Annotated in this window: 19 protein-coding genes; 9 read left to right on the forward strand and 10 right to left on the reverse strand. The window is 51.8% G+C overall.

Going from position 1 to position 18300, the window contains the following annotated elements:
• Positions 1-41: 41 nt before the first annotated feature.
• Positions 42-266: a hypothetical protein gene (locus tag VA597_RS05820; protein WP_128741862.1), complete on the forward strand. Its 225-nt coding sequence runs from the start codon at positions 42-44 to the stop codon at positions 264-266.
• Here the strand turns inward: VA597_RS05820 and VA597_RS05825 are convergent.
• The 10 genes from VA597_RS05825 to VA597_RS05870 are packed head-to-tail and all read right to left on the reverse strand — an operon-like array spanning position 261 to position 8985.
• Positions 261-1235 (reverse strand): C-terminal binding protein, encoded by a 975-nt coding sequence (locus VA597_RS05825; RefSeq protein WP_128741863.1) that lies wholly within the window; start codon positions 1233-1235, stop codon positions 261-263. The genes VA597_RS05820 and VA597_RS05825 overlap by 6 nt on opposite strands.
• Before the next feature lie 12 nt (positions 1236-1247).
• A complete protein-coding gene (locus VA597_RS05830) occupies positions 1248-2255 on the reverse strand; it encodes a 2-dehydro-3-deoxygalactonokinase (RefSeq protein ID WP_128741864.1) in 1008 nt (335 codons plus the stop codon).
• A 14-nt stretch (positions 2256-2269) separates the two neighbouring features.
• Positions 2270-3418 (reverse strand): galactonate dehydratase, encoded by a 1149-nt coding sequence (dgoD, locus tag VA597_RS05835; protein WP_128741865.1) that lies wholly within the window; start codon positions 3416-3418, stop codon positions 2270-2272.
• Positions 3415-4083 (reverse strand): bifunctional 4-hydroxy-2-oxoglutarate aldolase/2-dehydro-3-deoxy-phosphogluconate aldolase, encoded by a 669-nt coding sequence (locus tag VA597_RS05840; RefSeq protein WP_164918967.1) that lies wholly within the window; start codon positions 4081-4083, stop codon positions 3415-3417. The genes dgoD and VA597_RS05840 overlap by 4 nt, the downstream gene beginning before the upstream one ends.
• A 37-nt stretch (positions 4084-4120) precedes the next feature.
• On the reverse strand, positions 4121-5266 hold the full coding sequence (locus VA597_RS05845; protein WP_128741867.1) for an iron-containing alcohol dehydrogenase: 1146 nt from the start codon (positions 5264-5266) through the stop codon (positions 4121-4123).
• Between the two features lie 49 nt (positions 5267-5315).
• On the reverse strand, positions 5316-5540 hold the full coding sequence (locus tag VA597_RS05850; protein ID WP_128741868.1) for a hypothetical protein: 225 nt from the start codon (positions 5538-5540) through the stop codon (positions 5316-5318).
• Positions 5537-5965 (reverse strand): HIT family protein, encoded by a 429-nt coding sequence (locus VA597_RS05855; RefSeq protein ID WP_128741869.1) that lies wholly within the window; start codon positions 5963-5965, stop codon positions 5537-5539. The genes VA597_RS05850 and VA597_RS05855 overlap by 4 nt, the downstream gene beginning before the upstream one ends.
• 19 nt (positions 5966-5984) lie before the next feature.
• Complete coding sequence (locus VA597_RS05860; RefSeq protein ID WP_128741870.1) at positions 5985-7481, reverse strand: tripartite tricarboxylate transporter permease; 1497 nt, start codon at positions 7479-7481, stop codon at positions 5985-5987.
• A gap of 16 nt (positions 7482-7497) precedes the next feature.
• Positions 7498-7950 carry a tripartite tricarboxylate transporter TctB family protein gene (locus VA597_RS05865; RefSeq protein ID WP_128741871.1) on the reverse strand — a complete coding sequence of 151 codons (453 nt, stop codon included), beginning with the start codon at positions 7948-7950 and terminating at the stop codon, positions 7498-7500.
• A 30-nt stretch (positions 7951-7980) separates the two neighbouring features.
• Positions 7981-8985, reverse strand: coding sequence for a Bug family tripartite tricarboxylate transporter substrate binding protein (locus VA597_RS05870; RefSeq protein WP_164918968.1), 1005 nt, complete (start codon positions 8983-8985; stop codon positions 7981-7983).
• A gap of 428 nt (positions 8986-9413) precedes the next feature.
• Here VA597_RS05870 and VA597_RS05875 point away from each other — a divergent pair, with 428 nt between their 5' ends.
• From VA597_RS05875 to dapA, 8 genes are all read left to right on the forward strand, one after another.
• Positions 9414-10532, forward strand: a complete 1119-nt coding sequence (locus VA597_RS05875; protein WP_128741873.1) for a GntR family transcriptional regulator — start codon at positions 9414-9416, stop codon at positions 10530-10532.
• A gap of 851 nt (positions 10533-11383) precedes the next feature.
• Positions 11384-13135, forward strand: coding sequence for a sigma 54-interacting transcriptional regulator (locus tag VA597_RS05880; protein ID WP_326975506.1), 1752 nt, complete (start codon positions 11384-11386; stop codon positions 13133-13135).
• 468 nt (positions 13136-13603) lie between these two features.
• Entirely contained in the window at positions 13604-13936 is a 333-nt protein-coding gene (locus tag VA597_RS05885; protein ID WP_326975507.1) for a (2Fe-2S)-binding protein, read from the forward strand.
• A complete protein-coding gene (locus VA597_RS05890; protein ID WP_326975508.1) occupies positions 13923-15050 on the forward strand; it encodes an NAD(P)/FAD-dependent oxidoreductase in 1128 nt (375 codons plus the stop codon). Before VA597_RS05885 ends, VA597_RS05890 begins: the two co-directional genes overlap by 14 nt.
• A 23-nt stretch (positions 15051-15073) precedes the next feature.
• Positions 15074-15577, forward strand: a complete 504-nt coding sequence (locus VA597_RS05895; RefSeq protein ID WP_326975509.1) for a 4Fe-4S binding protein — start codon at positions 15074-15076, stop codon at positions 15575-15577.
• 28 nt (positions 15578-15605) lie between these two features.
• Positions 15606-15890, forward strand: a complete 285-nt coding sequence (locus VA597_RS05900) for a (2Fe-2S)-binding protein (RefSeq protein ID WP_326975510.1) — start codon at positions 15606-15608, stop codon at positions 15888-15890.
• Entirely contained in the window at positions 15887-17086 is a 1200-nt protein-coding gene (locus VA597_RS05905) for an NAD(P)/FAD-dependent oxidoreductase (protein WP_326975511.1), read from the forward strand. The genes VA597_RS05900 and VA597_RS05905 overlap by 4 nt, the downstream gene beginning before the upstream one ends.
• A 31-nt stretch (positions 17087-17117) precedes the next feature.
• Positions 17118-18017: a 4-hydroxy-tetrahydrodipicolinate synthase gene (gene dapA / locus VA597_RS05910; RefSeq protein ID WP_326975512.1), complete on the forward strand. Its 900-nt coding sequence runs from the start codon at positions 17118-17120 to the stop codon at positions 18015-18017.
• Positions 18018-18300: the final 283 nt, after the last annotated feature.

The raw sequence follows: 18300 nt of genomic DNA on the forward strand, positions 1-18300 counted from the left end.
ATAAAGAAAAGGAGGCGCCTCCCGGGCGAGAGGTGCACTCCATGAAGCAGACAGAAGAAATGATATGGAATTCAGAAACGGTTCCTCACGAAAGCGGGGAACCGTTTTTATGGTCATACAGTAGCTTTTCAAGTTCATCGAATAAAATGCTGTTTGGGAAACAGCGCTTTGACGAACCAACGGCTCTCTTCCGGCCAAAGGTCCTTTTCACGCCCTTGAATCCGGCAGGCATCAGCGGTCGAAGTCTTTTCAGATTGCCGTTATGAATGGCTTCCTGTGAGAAGTTCACGGTTGATCGGATTCAGCGGCGGAAGTCCCTGCAAAACGCGGACGACTTCCTCGGCGACTTTTCTCTGCAGCGTTTGAATGGCTTCCTCCGTATACCACGCGGAATGCGCGGTGGCAATTACATTGGGCAGGTTTAGCAGCTCGCTGTCTGCCGGCAGAGGTTCCTTTTCGTACACGTCCAGCGCAGCCCCCGCAATTTGCTTCCGCTTCAGCGCGTCGATCAGGTCGCTCTCGCAGATGATGCCGCCGCGCGCGGTGTTGATCAGACATGCCGTGGGTTTCATTTTCTCTATAGCGGCCGCGTCGACGCAGTGTCGGGTTTGGGCTGTCAGCGGGCAGTGGCACGAAATATAGTCGCTTTCTTTCAGCAGCGTGTCGAAATCGACCTGCTCCGCACCGGCGCCATGGACGGCTTCCTCCTTCTGATAGGGGTCATAGGCCAGCACACGCATGCCGAATGCCTGTGCTTTGTTGCAGACCTGCTGCGGGATGCGGCCGAAGCCGATCAGGCCTAAGGTGCAGAGACTGAGGCGGTTGGCAGGTACAGCCCCGGAATACCCCCACACGCCGTCTTTTAATCCCTGCGTCATCTGCGGCAGCTTTCTTGCAAGGGCAAGCAAAAACGCCATCGTGTGGTTTGAAACTTCTTCCACTCCGTAGTCCGGCACGTTCGCGACAAAAATCTTTTTTTTCGTTGCCGCCCGGACGTCGATGTTGTCCACGCCGATGCCGTATTTGATGATCAGTTTGCAGTGCTCCAGATGACGGATCACGTTTTCCGTCGCGTTGCAGTACTGAACGACCACCGCGTCGGCGTCGTGGGTCGCGTCGATCACTTCATCTTCCGTCCTGCAATGGCAGTCGACCAGTTCGGCGCCGGTTTCCGTAATGAGCTTTCTTTCCGTCTCCACATTTTCATATTGATAATCGGTAATGACCGCTTTCATTTTCCTCATCCTTCATAGTAAATTGCATTTCTGCGCCACAATGTGGCAGCCCATGGCGGAAAGCGGCAAATCCCCTTCCGGCCGGAATGATTGCACCTGAGCGAAATACCCGTCTTTATTCAGGATGTCGGCCATCGCCGTTTCTAGCACGCCGCTGCCGGCGACAATGACGTCCGTTTCATGACTGACTTTCAGAGCGTCCGAATTTTTTACGGCAGTTATGTCGCTCTGCAGCGCCACTCCCAGAATGTAGTTTGCGACTTTCTGCTTGTCGGACAGGACGAATTGGTTCAAAATGCGCCCGGAGAAACAGGCCCTTCCGATTCCGGATTTCTGTGCGGTGGCAAAGCCGAGCAAAACCATGCCGCGGTCGTATTGGCCGGGCCGTACAAATTCGCGCCCGACCGCATCCGCAATGATCGTATGCCGTGTGATCGCGTCCAGGATTTCACCGTTGATGCTGGTCAGGCATCCGGTTATTTTTCCATCGGAGTTAATGGAGACGAATTTTGTGTGAGAGCCGGGGAGAACCAGCAGGTAGTCCTTCTGCGCGGGAAAGCGGCTGAGAACCGCAATGCTCTCCACTTCCTCGCCGCGCATGATATCCATGGCCTCAAAATTCCGGAGATCGATCGGCCCGGCGGAGTTTTTCACTCCCGGGATAAAGTAGATCGGCAGAGGGCATACGTCGTCGAGAAGGACCGCCTTGGTTTTCTCCGCCAGGTCCTGAAGGCCCACGGGGACAACCAGATGAGGAATTTCCAGCAAACCTACGTTGGAGGTGATCATTCCGCTGGCGATCACGCGTTCGATGTCGTCGTAGGTCAGACCGTTCTCTCTCAGAAGATTTTCCAGGCAGTCCTTGACCGCGGCCTTGATCTTCAGATTGTTGCCGTCGATCGCCGTGTCCCGAACGCCGGCCTCCACCTTTTTGCTTCCGACCGTCTGATATTCACTGGTAAACAGAACAACGCGGGTGTTGGTCGTGCCCGTATCGATTGTAAAAAAATATTTCATCATTTTCCCCCTATTTGTCACCACTCGGCGATGGTTCCGTCATAGTTCCGCCAAACCGGATTTTTCCATGCGGAGCTGTTCCGGGAAGCCTCCTTCACCGCCTCTTCGTTGACGGAGATACCGAGTCCCGGTCCGTCCGGAAGTTTCAGAAAGCCTTTCTGGTACTGATAGACCGTCGGATCATTCAGATAATCCAGCAGATCGCTGCCCTGATTGTAATGAATGCCGAGGCTTTGCTCCTGGATAAACACATTTGGCGTGCAGGCGTCCAGCTGAACGCACGCGCCGAGCGCGATGGGGCCGAGCGGGCAGTGGGGAGCTACGGCGACATCGTACGCTTCCGCCATCGAAGCGATTTTTTTACATTCGCTGATTCCTCCCGCGTGGGACAAATCGGGCTGAATGATGTCGGCGTATCCGTCCTGCAGCAGGGATTTAAACTCCCAGCGGCTGAACATCCGTTCTCCCGTCGCGATCGGCGTGGCGGTGACGCGCGCGATTTCCCTGAGCGCTTCGTTGTTCTGCGGAAGGACGGGTTCCTCCAGAAACATCAGATGAAACTGGTCTATTTCTTTTGCCAGGGCTTTTGCCATGCTTTTGTGAACACGCCCGTGAAAATCGACGGCGATGTCAAGCTTCATCCCCAGAGCGTCGCGGATGCTCGCCACGCGGTCGCAGACCGCCTGTATTTTTGCAAAGCTGTCTATGTAATGCATCTCTTCGGTGCCGTTCATTTTCACGGCGGTATACCCTTGACCGTAAGCCTGCAAGGCTGCTTCCCTGACGTCGGACGGGCGGTCTCCGCCGATCCACCGGTACACTTTCAGCGACTGCCGGCATATGCCGCCGAGCAGTTCGTAAACAGGGACGCCGAGCGCCTTTCCCTTGATGTCCCACAGGGCCTGGTCGATCCCGGAGATCGCGCTCATCACCTCCGGGCCGCCCCGGTAAAAGCAGGCGCGGTACATGGTCTGCCAGAGGTCTTCAATTGCGAACGGGTTCTTTCCGGCCAGCATCGGGCGGTATTCCTCTACGGCGGCCCGGACGGTATCGGCGCGGCCTTCCACAATCGGCTCTCCCCAGCCGGCAATCCCTTCGTCCGTGCCTATTTTCAGAAAAAGCCAGCGCGGCGGCACGCGGTAAAGGGTCAGATCCGTGATTTTCATATTTCCCCGCCCGCTTCATCCGGAACCAGCTGCGAGGTATATCGCTTTGCCAGGGCAGTCAGCTCCTGATATTTTCTTTCCTGAATGAGCAGAGGCTTTACGATGGCGGAACCGATCCCCACACATTCCATGTGGGGAAGACTGAGAAATCGGGTCAAATTGTTTTCGTTGATTCCGCCCATCCCCAGAAGCGGGATATGGTCTAACGGCGAAGTGACTGCCCTGACGTATTCCGTGCCCAAAACGCCGCAGGGGAACAGTTTGACCAGCGCGGCGCCGGCTTTCCAGGCCGCGGCGATCTCGCTGGGAGTGAACGCGCCGGGGACGGCGGGCAGGCCGAGCTTCCCGCATTCCGAAAGCACCTCCGGATCCACGTTCGGCGCGAGAATGTATTCCGCGCCGGCTTCCGCGGCGGCCCGTACCTGCGAACGCGTCATCACGGTCCCGGCACCGATTTTCATTTTGTTTCCCATCGCCGCGCGGATGCTCCGGATTCCGCGCACGGCGTCTTCTTCCGCCGTTTCGGAGCTCTGCCGGAATGTGACCTCCAGCATCCGGATCCCTCCGTCGAACAGTGCCGCGGCGGCCGCGGCCATCTGTTCTGCCGGAATCCCGCGCAGAGCCACCACGATTCGGAAACGGCGGACTTCTTCCAATAGATTCATTGCCCCGTCCTCCTTTTTCATCAATGTGCCACCCGTTTCAGAAGCACTGTTCAATCAATTCACGGAACAGTTCCCTGTTTACGGGGCGCGGGTTGGTTTTGATGTGCCCCATGGAAGTCTGAATATTGTCAAGCATCATTTCCATGTCGAATTTGCCGCGGCTCACGTAGGGAGTCAGGCTGACAGGCGCGCCGATATCGCGGCGGATACGGTCCAGGACGTCGATCCCGGCGAGCGCGAGCTCCTCGTCGGTTTTGCCGGAGGGGTTAACACCCAGAACCTTCGCGACGTCGCAGTAACCCTGCGTGCAGTATTTGAGATTCAGCTTCATCGACGGGATCAGAAAAATCGTGCAGGAATCCCCGTGCGGGATATGGTACACGGCACCGAGCGGCTGGCCGACGATATGGGCGAGCGTCGTGCCCGCGGAAATCGCGCAGCCCGCAAAATAGCTGCCCAGCAGCATGTTGGCGCGGGCCTCCAGATTTCCGGGCTCGCGGTAGGCGGTCCTGATGTTATCGGCCAAGAGCTTCAGCGCCTTGAGCGAATACATGCGGGAAATGACGTTGGCATTATTGGAAACGTAGGACTCGACCGCGTGCGTGATCGCGTCCATGCCGGTGGCGGCCGTCACGCGGCCCGGCAGCCCGACTGTTGTCTCCGGGTCCAGAATCGCGACCTCCGCGATCATGGAATTGTGGTAAAGCGCCTTTTTAAAGCCTTTTTTCGCGTTGTAGATGACACTGACTTTTGTCGCCTCCGCACCGGTCCCGGCCGTTGTGGGAACTGCGACGAACAGCAGCGGAATCTGCGTGACCGCTTTGCCGTTCAGTTGGTAGTCCTCCGTGCAGCCGCCGTTTGTCGCCAGCATCGAAATGGTTTTGGAGGTGTCGATCACGCTTCCGCCGCCGATTGCCACCACTGCGTCACAACCGGATCCTTTACAGAGGGAAGCACCCTGGTCGACTACGTCCAGATCGGGTTCGGAAACGATCTTGTCGTAAAGTACAAATTCAAAGCCGGCCTTGCCGAGCAGTTCCGTCACCTTTTTGACACATGCGGCGTTCCGGTCAAAAACAGAAAGAAAAACCTTGGATTTCCGATACCAGCTCAGCACGTCTGGAAGTTCCTGCAATGCACCTTCGCCGACTAAAATCCTGCGATTCGTTACAAAATCAAGCATAAAATTTTCTCCTTTGATTACTTTGCTCTCCATAATCCCATTATCCCGTTCACTCCAAAGTCCCAGTGGAAACTTTTCCGATTCCGGCAAGCCCGGCGGAGATTTCTTCTCCGCCTCTTTTCATCCTCAGCTCCGCCGTTTCCCGCTGAATCGGATAAGCGCCCTCCGCCGTGCAGCCGGGAAAGCCCGTTTCAAAGGGCGGAAGGGCATACCCGTCCCCGGCCGCCCGGACAAGACCCCGGGCGGCGGACTGTATGTCAGCCTGTTCCGTCATTTTGATGACAGCTTTTCGATCTGCTTCCGAATCAGTTCGGCGCGTGCCCTCAGTTCCGTGTCGTCGAAATTGTCCGGATTGCCATTCATATCGAACATCCCGCCCCAGCAGAATTCCCCTTTCCTTTTGGGGACGACGTGGCAATGCAGATGGGGGACGCCGTCTCCGAAAATGCCGTAGTTGATCTTATCCGCATGGAACAGTTCGCAGACGGCCTGGGAAACGACGGCAACGTCGTCCGTAAAATCGTGCCGCTGTTCCGGCGTCAGCTGAAACAGCTCCGTCTTGTGGTCCTGATAGACGACTGCGCACCTGCCGGGAAAATTCTGGTTCCGGACCAGGTAAACGGTCGAAACCTTCAGGTTACAGACCGGCATCATCAGGTCGTTCAGCTTTTGGCCCCTTTCACAATAAAAACAATCCATAAGCAGCTCCTTTCAGAAATCATGTGTTTGCTTCGGCCGGTTTCTTGTTCTTTTCCTTTATTTGCTTGGTGATTGCACTGACCAGAGTAAAGACGGCAAGCAGAATCAGAATGAGAGAAATTGGTTTGGTGAAAAAGATGCCGTAGCCTCCCAGCGGGATCGCGCGGCGGAAGTTCGACTCCGCCATCTCGCCCAACAGCAGTCCCAGAATGATGGGGCCGAGCGGCACGTCCATTTTCCGGAACAGAAATCCGGCCAGTCCGCTGACAGCCATGATGAACAGATCGGTATAGGAAGAATTCATGGCGTACGCGCCGATCGCGCAGAGTATAATCACCGTGATCCAAATAATCTCGTTCGGGATGTTCAGCAGCGCGGTGCTGTATTTCGCGGTGACAAGACCGACGACCAGGATGACGACATAGGCCAGCATCATCAGCGCCATAAAGGTCAGAACGAACTGCCTGTTGTCGGTAAACAGGGTGGGGCCGGGGTTCATGCCGTACATCATCAGAGAGCCGAGCAGGACCGCGGTAATGGATTCACCGGGGACGCCGAGCGTCATCATGGTGACCAGAGCGCCGCCCATGCAGGCGTTGTTTGCAAGACACGAAGCGGCTACGCCCTCAATGGAACCGTGCCCGAACTCTTCCGGATGCTTCGAGATTTTTCTCGACTGATCCCAGCCGATGATGCCCGCGATGTCGCCGCCCGTCCCGGGAATGGCCCCGACAATCACGGAAATCACTGTCGTGATGATGACGGCACCGGGAATGCAGCGCTTAAACTCCTGCCAGGTGGGCACTACCCGCCCCATGGATTTCAGCTTCTCCACCTTTTCACGGTGCTCGCCGTTATAGATCTGCGACAGCACCTCGCCGAGGCCGAACAGGCCGATCATGACCGGAATAAAGGAAATGCCGTCCATCAGGTCGACGAGTCCCATGGTGAACCTTGGAGTGGCGAACATGGGGTCGGAGCCGATCGTGCCGATCAGCATGCCGAGCAGCCCCGTCATTACGCCCTTCAAAATCGACTGCTGTGAAACGCTGACCATCATGGTCAGGCCGAACAAGGCCAGCGCGAAGAATTCCGCCGGACCGAACTGAAGGGCAAAGTGCGCCAGCGGAAAGGCGACGAAAATCAAAATCAGAGTTCCAAGCCAGCCGCCGATGCAGGAGAAAATCGTATTCAGGCCCAGGGCTAACCCCGGCTTGCCCTGCTGCGTCATGGAGTAGCCGTCAAAAGTAGTCGCGATGGAGGCCGGCGTTCCCGGAGTATTGATCAAGACCGCGGAAATGCCGCCGGAAAAGATGCCGGAGTTAAACACGCCGATCAGCATGGCAAAGCCCTGGTCCGCGGGCAGCCAGAAGGTCAGAGGGGTAAGCAGCGCCACCCCCATTGTTGCGGAAAGTCCGGGCAAAACGCCTATGATGTACCCCGCGACGGTTCCGATGATCAGGTATAAAAGGACCATAGGCTGAAAGCAGGAGATAATCGCGTTAATCCAATCCATAGTCTCTGTCCTTTCGTCAGTTCAGGATGATTTTAAATACACTTGCAAACAGGTAGAACAGCCCGACAGAAAGAATCGTGGAATAAATTACTGCGAACTTTTTACCGATTTTCAGCAGCCAGCACATTCCGAGGAGGAAAATCTCGGTGATGATAATGAAATGAACATATTTCCACAGCATGACGTAAACGCCGAACATCAGCACCGTTCCCCAGAACTTTTTCAGGTTTTCCCGATCCGAATTGACGGCAAAATAATTTTTGGGATGTACGGCCGATATTACGATCAGGGCGGCCGCCATGCAGCCGATAATCACAGCGAGCATTCTGGGGAAAAATCCGGCGTCCATACGGCCGGCGACGGCGGCCGTTTCCAATTGCGTTCCCATGATGAAAAACCAGACGCAGATCCCGAGGATGAAGGTCCCGAACAGGATGTCTGCGCTAAAAACCTTTTTGAGCGATTTCATATGTTTGCCCCTTCCTGAAACGGAACGACCTTACTTAATCCCGAGTTTTGGAATCATCTCTTCATATGTCTTGAAGTTTCCATCAACGAATTCCGTGAATTCATCGGCACTGCGGTATTTTACGGTCAGCCCTCTCTCCTTGGCGAATTTTGTGTAAGGCTGAGCTTCCACGCCGGCCTTCACTGCGGTTTCCAGCGCTGATTTTATATCCGCCGGCAGTCCTTTGGGCGCGTAAAAGCCAACCCAGGTGGTGTATGTAACGTCAAAGCCTTGTTCCTTCGCGGTCGGGATGTCAGGATATGCCGTGCTGCGTTCATCGCCCAGAATTGCGAGAACCTTCAGATCTCCGGAGGTAACACCGGCGGACGCCGCCATGACGCCAATCACCGCCACATCCGCATGTCTGCCCATGACCGCTGTCAGCGCCGGGCCCGAGCCGTCATAGGGAGTGTAGGAAAACTGGATGCCCGCTTTTTGAGCAAAGACCTCGGAGCCGACATGCATGGTGGAGCCGGCGCCGGAAGTCGCATCGACAACCTTTCCGGGATTTGCTTTGCAGTATTCGACAAATTCTTTCAGTGTTTTGTAGGGTGCTTTTCCGGAAACAATAATTGCCGACGGCGTCTCGCAGGCCCCGCCCAGGAAATCCATGTCGGAAGGCTGAACGTCGGACAGCCCCAGTGCGTGTACCATGGAAATTTCAGCCGGGCAGATTCCGATGGTGTATCCGTCGGCCTTTTGGGTTCGTACATACTGGAAAGCCACGGCGCCGGACGCGCCGGTTTTGTTGGAGCAGACGACAGGAACGCCAAGTTTTTGTTCCATTGTCTGTGCAATCAGCCTTCCGGTCGAATCGGATTCGCCTCCGGCCGCCGCCTGAATGATCAGATTGATCTGCTTGGATGGGTAATTTCCTTTGGATGCCGGTGCGTTGGAAGAAGCATTGCCGGCCGAAGTTGAGGACCCTCCAGCGGAACTGCATGCAGAAAGCGCAACCATGCCGGCTGCCAAAAGAACGGTCAAAAATCTTTTCATAAACATCCTCCGAATCTGATAATAAAATTTAATTAAGAGCGAAATGCCCATAATTATTGAGATGTGGGTTGGGCCGGTCACGGCCCCGGTGTACTGCTGCGACAAAATAGAACCGGTTATAGTCCTGTTGAAAAACTGATTAAATTCCAGGATAAAAAAATAGACATATTTTATTGATCATTACAAACTATTTAGACAGGTTCTAGACCGGTATAATCATTATAGACATCTTGGCTTAAGTTTGTCAATTAGGACATTATTATGAAACTATACGAATAATTCTGTTGAAATTGAACATTTATCAATTCGGATGAGAAGATTTCCTTTCTGTTTGTTGCGAACCGGCCGGAAGATATAGTATACTATACATATTCTAAACATGTAGTACATTCAAAATAGAGAATGATAAAGAAAGGGATTTGTTCCGTATGGAAAAGGGCGAGCCAGTTTCAACCAGCCAGCCGTTATACCTGCAAATATACACCATTCTGAAAAAAAGGATTTTCGATGAAAATTATGGGGAAGGGGCATTCCTGCCATCAGAGCGGGAGTTAAGCGAAGAATTCCAGGTGGAGCGCGCTACGGTACGCCGCTCCCTGAAGTTGCTGTCCGACGAAAATCTGATTCGGAAGATCCCGGGGACCGGGAGCAAGATCCTTTTCCCTTCCCCAAACAGCTCTTTACCGAAAACGATAGATACAGACTGGATTTCCTTTGTGCTGCCGGGCAACAGCGTGACAAAAATCAGCGAACCGTTTATGGCTCTTCTCTTTAACGACTTGGAGACTGAATGCCGTAAACTGGGGTATTCTCTTTTTTACACCAATGCCACCAGTTACGAAAACCTTCCTGCGCTGATTCGCGAACATGGCGTTAAAACGGTGATTTGGGTGAGTGACGTTGAAAGAAGCATTCTGGACCTTGCTTACAAAAACAAGATCAATTCCATTGTTTTCGGAAATGAGTATAAACATTTTCCCTCGATTGCCGTCGACTATTTCGGAGGCAGCCAGATCGCACTCCGCCATCTCATTGAAAACGGACATCAAAAAATTGCTTTGATTAACGGAATTCCCAATTACTACACAGCCAGGATGAGGCTGGACGGCTACTATACCGCCATGTTAAGAAACAAACAGCCCATTGTCCAGGACTATGTCGTGAACGGCGACTGGGGATTTGAAAGCGGATATAGCTGCATGAGAAGGCTTTTGGCTTTGTCTGCGCCGCCCACCGCAGTGTTTGCCGCGAACGACATGATGGGTTTAGGTGCATTGAAAGCGGCGACCGACCTGGGCTTGTCTGTTCCCGAAGATGTTTCGATCATCGGTGGCGACAATATCAAGCAGTCCCAGTACTCTTCTCCCACTCTTACGACTGTGGGCCCAAGTATTCCTCAGCTTGCGGCCTTGCTTGCCCAGTATGCCGTAGCTTCCGAACAGAACTCACCTGCTGAAAAGGGAGTTCCTCCCTTTAAAATCATTGTTCCAGTGGTTCTCTATCAGCGCGCTTCCGTAAGGACACTTTCCGGTTCGGGCAATTCGTGAATCGGAGCGTAAGCTGGCTAAATTCTCGATACGGATGTCCCATCAATGCCCGATGTTCCCGCTCCGTCTCGCCTCAATACGGTTCGCCTGAGACGAGACCATATCCGGAATCAAATCCGTGGGCCGATTCCGATGTCCCGGGCCGGCTTTGTCCATCGGGTAATTTCTGCGACCGGTTTCCCGCGGATCTCCGGCCGGTACAGGCAGCCTGCGGAGGCGCACAAGCGCAGAACATGCATTCTAATATATCAATGGGAATTTTGGGGAATCCGAACCCTGCAACCCGGCCTTTTTCCAACAGAGGAAGAGCAGAGAAAAACGGTTGCCCGATCCAAGGCGGAGGTAAGTACCCCCGCTTTTCTTTATGCCGAAATAACCGATCGCGTTGTCGCCAGGATTTCAGTGAAGGGGGAAAGTTAGGAGCCGATGACTTGTGCCAACAAAAAACAGGAAGTATTACGAAGCCCTGTTTCGCTCGTATTCAGATTTAGTAACGCTTGGCCAATTTCAAAAGATGAATTCCATTTATTTTACCATTGTTGTTCTGCTTTTCCGGCTATACATCAAAGATAGAAATTACAAACAGCAAATTAATATTTTATCTATAACACATAATAATTTAAAAGTAAATGCAAGTATTATACCAATTTACAATTCCTATGTGACGGGTTATAATTTCTTTGTGAACATGAATTCAATAAGTCAACACCCACATGGAAACAAGAGCGAACGCTGTTTCAGCAATGTGTAATTTAGATTTTCTCGCAGATACGGACCTGATTTATGCGGCGAAGTCGTGAAGCTGAATCATTGTGATTACATAGAAATCGATTGGCGGGGGGCGTCGGGTATTGGAAGCTTTAGAAAATGAACTGTATATTGATATTCAGGAAAAGAGCCGCAAAAAAATTCTTGAGGTTTTTGAATTGGCCAGAGCGATCCAACTGCCGGTGGTCGATCGGAAAAAGGTAGTGGGCATTTTGGACCTGTTTGTGTTTTTGAACAGCAGAAACAGGAATATCAATATTTCAGAGCTTATGGAAACAGATATCATCGTTGCAGGCGAAAACCGGAATGTATTTACTTTTAAAGATTCCAAACAGGAAATTCTGCCTTTTGTTAATGAAAACGGCGATTTTTCGGGCTTTGTGAACAAACTCTTCCAGAAGTGCTATTTGCCGAGCAAAGAGTATATGCAGGTGATTGGGAAAAGCCTCGATGACATCGCGGGGATGGTGGGTCATGACGGCGATATAAATTACGATAGGCTGGGAAGCAGCTTTGATGCAATATTCGAGTCCAATAACGATGGAATTTATATTACTGTCAATAAGGGAAGCACTTTAAGCGTCAATACAAACAGTCAGTATGTAAAGGGTCTCACGGATAAAATCATATCGAATAAAAGCAATATCGATGCTTCCAATTACGCGGTAAAAAGTGAAAAGGTGCATGTCATTCAGAACATTCAAAAAAGGAATGAAGTCAGCGTATTTAATGACATTGTTTCTGACGGCGTAATTATCAGGGTGATCAACGACACGAGGAATCTCAATAAAATAGAAGATGAATTGAAGAAAACACAGGAGCTTGCGAAGAAATATCAGAACGAATTGGAATTCCTGCGTTGGGAGCAATCGAAGCCCAAAGAAGTAGTGGCGAAAAGCCCTGAAATGAAGAAAATAATTAATCTTGCCGTCAGGGTGGCCAAAGTTGATTCGACTGTCCTGATTCAGGGTCAGTCCGGTGTCGGCAAAGGAGTGCTGAGCAAAATCATCCATAACAGCAGCAATCGGAAAAAGGGCCCGTTTATTAAAATAGATTGTGGATCCATTCCGGAAAATTTAATGGAATCGGAGCTTTTCGGGTATGAAAGCGGTTCTTTTACCGGAGCCGAAAAGGGAGGCAAGATCGGGTTAATTGAATTAGCCAACAAAGGGACGCTTTTCCTGGACGAGATAGGGGAACTGCCGATGAATCTGCAGATGAAACTGCTGCGCGTGCTTCAGGATAAGGAAATATCCAGAATAGGCGGAAAAGAACCCATACCGGTGGATATCAGAATTATTGCCGCAACAAATAGAAATCTAGAAGAAATGGTCGAACAGAAAAAATTCAGGGAAGATTTATATTTCCGGCTGAATGTTGTGCCGATTACAATCCCTCCCTTAAAAGACCGAAGAGAAGACATTCAACCGTTAATCGAAGACACTTTAAAAAGATTCAGCGAAAAATATCATTTGAATACGCAGATTGAACCGGCGGCGTTAAGATATTTATTGGACTATGGCTGGCCGGGAAATGTAAGGGAATTGGAAAATGTAATCGAATATCTGATCGTGACATCTAATTCAGATATCATTACCTGTGAAAATCTTCCTGAAAAGTTATTAAAGTGCAGACATAATTCGAATCTCGGAATGTTGTCCATTGATCATGTTTCTTCTCTGAAAGAGGCGGTCGATCTCGTGGAAAAGGATTTATTGGCTGAAGCGATGAAGAAATCGAAAAGTATGGAGGAAATGGCCGATCTGTTAAAGATAGACCGAAGTACGGTTTCCAGAAAGCTTCAGAAGTATAAAATCGAGGTGCATTTTGAATAGTCCAATTGCAATGCCGCCGCTTTCCCGACTGTCATTGGGGAAATTAAGCCGTGATTTGGAATAAAATCCGGAGGACGCCGGAAAACAGCGTGCTCGAATGGAAAAGAGATGCCCTTGTTCCGGGCATCTTTTCTCTTTGCGGCCCTTCGGCATAGGCCGGAGATATTAACCCGGCTGATGCAATTCAGAACAGTTTGTGCAAAATCGCACAAGCTTGAAAAAGCGGATGGCTTGCCGCTTTGTGACTGATGAAATGAAAGCTGTGTGCAGTCCCGCACAAATTTATAAAAAAACACAGGCCCGCCGTTTAAAGAAGAACGGCGGGCCTGTGTTTTTTATTTATTAAAATTTCCAGCAAAATCAATGGTCGGGACCTTGCCATGGCATCTTATTTTTCGTGGAAGCGGAGATTGGTATGGCCTATGCTTTTATATAAATGGTGAAATCGTGACAGAGGAGGTTGTCATAATGGACTTAAGGGTTGCTGATCATGTCGTTTTGGGAGCAAATGACCCCGGGAAAATTGTAGAAATTACTGTCGACGGAAAAAAGATGAAAGCAAAGGAGGGCGAAAAGATTTTAGCGGTACTGCTCGCAAACGGAATCATTATCAACAGATACACAGTGAAGCGAAAAGAACCGCGGGGACTGTTCTGCGGAATCGGTCAATGTACCGACTGCGCCATGATTGTGGATGGCAAGCCCAACGTTCGGACCTGCGTTACCCCCGTCAGGGAAGGAATGGTCATTGAGACCCAGTACGGTTTAGGAAAGAGGGGCGCTGGCGATGTCGGTGATTAAAAAGGAACTCGTCGTGATCGGCGGAGGGCCGTCGGGAATGTCGGCCGCCATCGAGGCTGCAAAAAGAGGAGTAAAAGTTTTGGTGGTCGACGCGAATGAAAAAGCAGGCGGCCAGTTGTTTAAGCAAATACATAAATTCTTCGGTTCCAGAGCTCATGGTGCCGGGGTACGAGGGATCGACATCGGGAAAAAGCTCCTGAAGGAAGCGGAAGATCTGCACGTGGAGGTTTGGCTGAACAGCGTGGCGATCGGACTGTTCGATAATAAGCAGATCGCCGTTGAGACGGGCACGGACGAAAAGAACAAAACAGTCCGGATTGTAGAGGCGGAGAAGATCGTGATCGCCTGCGGTGCTTCGGAGAATGTGGTCCGTTTTAAAGGCTGGACTTTGCCCGGCGTGATGGGAGCGGGCGCGGCGCAGACGATGGTCAATGTCAACCGCGTGCTGCCGGGCAAAAGGATCCTGATGATCGGATCGGGAAACGTGGGGCTTATCGTTTCTTATCAGCTCATGCAGGCCGGCGCGGATGTGGTCGCATTGGTGGAGGCGGCCCCGAAAATCGGCGGATATGCCGTTCACGCCGCAAAGATCGCGAGGGCGGGAGTTCCGATTTATACAAGGCATACGGTCTTGGAGGCAAGAGGAGAAGGCCGGGTGAAAGAAGCCACGATCTGCGAAGTTGACAATAAATGGCAGCCGGTTCCTGGATCGGAAAAAACATTTGAGGTGGATGCGATCGCAATAGCGGCAGGATTAAAGCCCTTGGTGGAATTGGCTGCGATGGGCGGCTGCAAAACAAAGTTCGATCCTATTTTGGGAGGCTGGGCTCCCATACACGACCGGAATATGGAATCCACCTGCCGGGGCATTTATGTTGTTGGCGATTTAACCGGTGTCGAAGAGGCGAACACCGCGCTGGAGGAAGGAAGGCTGGCCGGCGTCGCGGTGGCGGAATCCATCGGCAAGCTGGCTCCTGAAGAGGCTGCCAAGCTCAAGAGCGAAACTTGGGAAAGGCTCAACGGCCTCAGATCGGGTCCCCATGGAGAGGCGCGCATGAAAGCGAAGGAAAGACAGATAGAGACCTTTCAAGAACTGACCGGCGTGTCACAATAAAAAGGAACAAGAGGTGATGAAGCATGCCATTGGAGACTGAAGGCTTTTTAACTTTAGAGGAGTTAAAGGCACAAACAAAGTATCCCTCGGAAGAGCGTTTTCAAAAAGGCCCCGTAGCGGTGATCGAGTGTACGCGTCAGATTCCCTGCAACCCCTGCGAGGGGGCGTGCAATTTCGGAGCGATCCATATCGGAGAACCCATTACGAATCTTCCGTGCCTTGATGAAAATAAATGCACGGGCTGCGGTATGTGCGTTGCGAGATGCCCGGGCCTTGCAATTTTTGTCGTGGATAAAACCTATTCGGCAACGCAGGGAACGGTATCCTTTCCATACGAATACTATCCCACGCCTCAAAAAGGGCAGGAAGTCGAAGCTGTCGACCGGAGCGGCAAAGCGGTGGGCAAGGGAACGGTCGTCAGAGTCCTGAATCCGCAGAGCTTTGACAGGACTCCTGTCGTTACGGTCGCCGTGGATCTGGATAAAGTCGAGGAAGTGCGGAGTATTAAACGCTTACAACGTTCTTGATCTTAACTTCAGGAAAGGGGGAATAGCAATGAGCAAATTTACTGATGACGATATGCTTGTATGCAGATGCGAAGAAATCACCGTCGGAGAGATTAAAGAAGCGATCCGGCAGGGAGCGCGCGATGTCACGGGCGTTAAGCGAAGAACGAGAGCCGGTATGGGGCTGTGCCAGGGGCGTACCTGCGAGAAGCTGGTTCAGGCAATTATCAGGCAGGAACTGGGAAATTCCGCTGAGGAAATCAGTTCGTCGACGCCGCGCCCTCCGGTAAGACCCATTACATTCGGCTCGCTGGTAGGAGGTGACGATCAATGAGCAGTTTTGACGTTGTCGTAGTCGGGGCCGGAGCCATCGGCTCCAGCGTTGCCTACCATCTCACGAAAAAGGGATTCGGCGTTGCACTGGTTGAAAGAGGAGACGTGGCAGGCGGCACCTCGGGCCATTGTGATGCGGTAGCGCTGATCTGCGATAAAAAGCCGGGAATCGACACCCAAATGGGCTATGAAAGCATTCAGGTGTTTAAGCAGTTGGCGCATGATTTTTCCTATGACTTTGAGTTTCATCAGCCGGGCAGCCTGTATGTCTGTGAGACCGAGCAGGAGTTGGAGGTTGCCAGCGAATACGTCAAGCAGCAGCAGGCGGACGGCTATGATATGCATCTGGTAGGCAATTATGAGATGCAGCAGATGGAACCGTATCTGGCAAAGGATTTACAGGGCGGCATCTGGACGGTCCCTGATTCCGCCATGAATCCTCTGAAACTTTGTTTTGCGTTTGTGGAAGAATCAAAGAAGCTTGGGCTGAAGCTCTTCGACCACACGAAGGTAGTTGGGATTGGCCGTGACGAAAAAGGCGCGGTCGAAAGCGTCGTAACGGACAAAGGCAAGATCAATACGAAGACGGTTATTAACTGCGCCGGCGTCTGGGCGCCTGAGCTTGGAAAGCTGGTGGGAATTGACATCCCGATTTTCCCGAGAAAGGGAACCAACCTGGTGTCTGAAAAGACCACGAAGATCTGCCACCAGAAAGTGCATGAGTTCGGTTACATGTTGTCGAAATTCGAGGACATAAATTTCAAAAGGAACGTCAGCGATTTGGTGGAAAAGAACAATGTCGCTTTCGCGATCGAGCCGACCGACGCAGATAATTTCCTGATCGGCGGAAACCGGGAATACAAAGGGTTCAGCATCGCTCCGGAAATCGAAGTGATGAGGGCCATCGCCGAAAGAAGTATCCGGTTCTTCCCGATCCTGAAAGAAGTCAACATGATTCGGGCCTATTCCGGTGTCAGGCCATATTGCGTGGGGCATCTGCCGATCGTCTCGGAGGTTGAAGAGGTACCGGGATTTTGGATAGCGGCCGGACATGAGGGCGACGGAATCAGTTTGTCCCCAATTACGGGCAAAATGGTGGCGCAGCTTATGACGGGCGAAAAAACCGACTTTGACAGCGACCAATTAAAGTTCTCAAGGTTTAAGGGCAAAACTTTCACCGGGTTCGAAGAGGAATAATTTATTAATTTATAGAAAGCAGGGAATCAAAATGAAAAAAGCTCCAAAGGGTATTTTTGTTCCGCTGATCACCACGTTTAACGACGACGAAAGCATTGATTTTCCGTCCTATAAGAAAATCATCGACCATGTCATTACAAACGGGGTTCACGGCCTTTTGGTCGGAGGCACTACGGGCGAATACCATGTGATGACGAAAGAGGAACGCAAAAGTTTAATTAAGGCCGGGTGTGAATATGCGGCCGGAAGAGTGCCCGTCATGGCGGGCGTCGGATGCTTTACGGCAAAGGATACCATCGAACTCGCCAATTATGCCGCAGACCAGGGGGCCGTGTATGGATTGGTTCCTCCTCCATATTATCATCAGACAAGCGAAAGAGGGATTGTGGAGTTCTATAAGGAGATCGCCGCAAAATCGAGAGTTGGAATCGTGATTTACTACTATCCTTCCGCTACGGCCGTGGACCTGTCGCCTGAGTTGATCTATGAACTGAGCCAGGTGGACAATATCGTGTGCGTCAAGGAATCCGGAGAGTTCGGTCACCTGTGTAAAACGCTTGCTTTGACGAAGGATGTCGACAACTTCAGCGTATTTACCGGCGACGAGCACTTTATCCTCCCCACCCTTGCGATCGGCGGCGACGGGGCTTTCGGGATCCTCGTCAACTTGCTTCCGAAAGAAGTTTCCCAGCTCTACGAGCTGGCGAAGAAGGAGGATTACAAGGCGGCGCGCGAACTGAACCGTAAAATGATGGGGATCTACGATCTGATGGAAGTGCCTGGCAATCCGTATCCGGGCTCAACGAAGGCCGGCCTGGACATGATCGGGATCAAAGGCGGCAAACTGCGGAAGCCTTTGACGGATGCCACGGACGAGGTAAAGGCGAAAATCAGGCAGGAGCTGATCAACCTTGGGTACTCTGTCAAATAATTAAAGAGCAATATGGAGAAGGTGATAACCTCTAAGTGAACAAGAAGCAATTGTTTGCTTGGAGGTTATGCTTTTAGCAGAACAAAAGAGAGCGATTTCAGGGGAGAAAAACATGATGAAACACTGAAGACCCTTTCAGCCAGTGTGCTGTTGGCCGGCTGGATTTGGGGAACATACGGCCGGAACGGGCTTTTCTTTTGGTATCATCGGGACATTCTTCGGAGCGGCGGGGATCTTCACGATGTCAAAGGAGGGCCGGGATCGACGCCTGCGCTGAAAGCAA

It is taken from the genome of Caproicibacter sp. BJN0012, from assembly GCF_035986805.1.
Classification (GTDB): Bacteria; Bacillota; Clostridia; order Oscillospirales; family Acutalibacteraceae; genus Caproicibacter.

Bases quoted from the DNA above. Each gene is read 5' to 3' on its own strand.
- VA597_RS05840 (WP_164918967.1), bottom strand. From the start codon at position 4,083: ATGAATCTATTGGAAGAAGTCCGCCGTTTCCGAATCGTGGTGGCTCTG.
- VA597_RS05825 (WP_128741863.1), bottom strand. From the start codon at position 1,235: ATGAAAGCGGTCATTACCGATTATCAATATGAAAATGTGGAGACGGAA.
- VA597_RS05870 (WP_164918968.1), bottom strand. From the start codon at position 8,985: ATGAAAAGATTTTTGACCGTTCTTTTGGCAGCCGGCATGGTTGCGCTT.
- dgoD (WP_128741865.1), bottom strand. From the start codon at position 3,418: ATGAAAATCACGGATCTGACCCTTTACCGCGTGCCGCCGCGCTGGCTT.
- VA597_RS05830 (WP_128741864.1), bottom strand. From the start codon at position 2,255: ATGATGAAATATTTTTTTACAATCGATACGGGCACGACCAACACCCGC.
- VA597_RS05900 (WP_326975510.1), top strand. From the start codon at position 15,606: ATGAGCAAATTTACTGATGACGATATGCTTGTATGCAGATGCGAAGAA.
- VA597_RS05865 (WP_128741871.1), bottom strand. From the start codon at position 7,950: ATGAAATCGCTCAAAAAGGTTTTTAGCGCAGACATCCTGTTCGGGACC.
- VA597_RS05855 (WP_128741869.1), bottom strand. From the start codon at position 5,965: ATGGATTGTTTTTATTGTGAAAGGGGCCAAAAGCTGAACGACCTGATG.
- VA597_RS05885 (WP_326975507.1), top strand. From the start codon at position 13,604: ATGGACTTAAGGGTTGCTGATCATGTCGTTTTGGGAGCAAATGACCCC.
- dapA (WP_326975512.1), top strand. From the start codon at position 17,118: ATGAAAAAAGCTCCAAAGGGTATTTTTGTTCCGCTGATCACCACGTTT.
- VA597_RS05850 (WP_128741868.1), bottom strand. From the start codon at position 5,540: ATGACGGAACAGGCTGACATACAGTCCGCCGCCCGGGGTCTTGTCCGG.
- VA597_RS05890 (WP_326975508.1), top strand. From the start codon at position 13,923: ATGTCGGTGATTAAAAAGGAACTCGTCGTGATCGGCGGAGGGCCGTCG.
- VA597_RS05860 (WP_128741870.1), bottom strand. From the start codon at position 7,481: ATGGATTGGATTAACGCGATTATCTCCTGCTTTCAGCCTATGGTCCTT.
- VA597_RS05905 (WP_326975511.1), top strand. From the start codon at position 15,887: ATGAGCAGTTTTGACGTTGTCGTAGTCGGGGCCGGAGCCATCGGCTCC.
- VA597_RS05820 (WP_128741862.1), top strand. From the start codon at position 42: ATGAAGCAGACAGAAGAAATGATATGGAATTCAGAAACGGTTCCTCAC.
- VA597_RS05875 (WP_128741873.1), top strand. From the start codon at position 9,414: ATGGAAAAGGGCGAGCCAGTTTCAACCAGCCAGCCGTTATACCTGCAA.
- VA597_RS05845 (WP_128741867.1), bottom strand. From the start codon at position 5,266: ATGCTTGATTTTGTAACGAATCGCAGGATTTTAGTCGGCGAAGGTGCA.
- VA597_RS05895 (WP_326975509.1), top strand. From the start codon at position 15,074: ATGCCATTGGAGACTGAAGGCTTTTTAACTTTAGAGGAGTTAAAGGCA.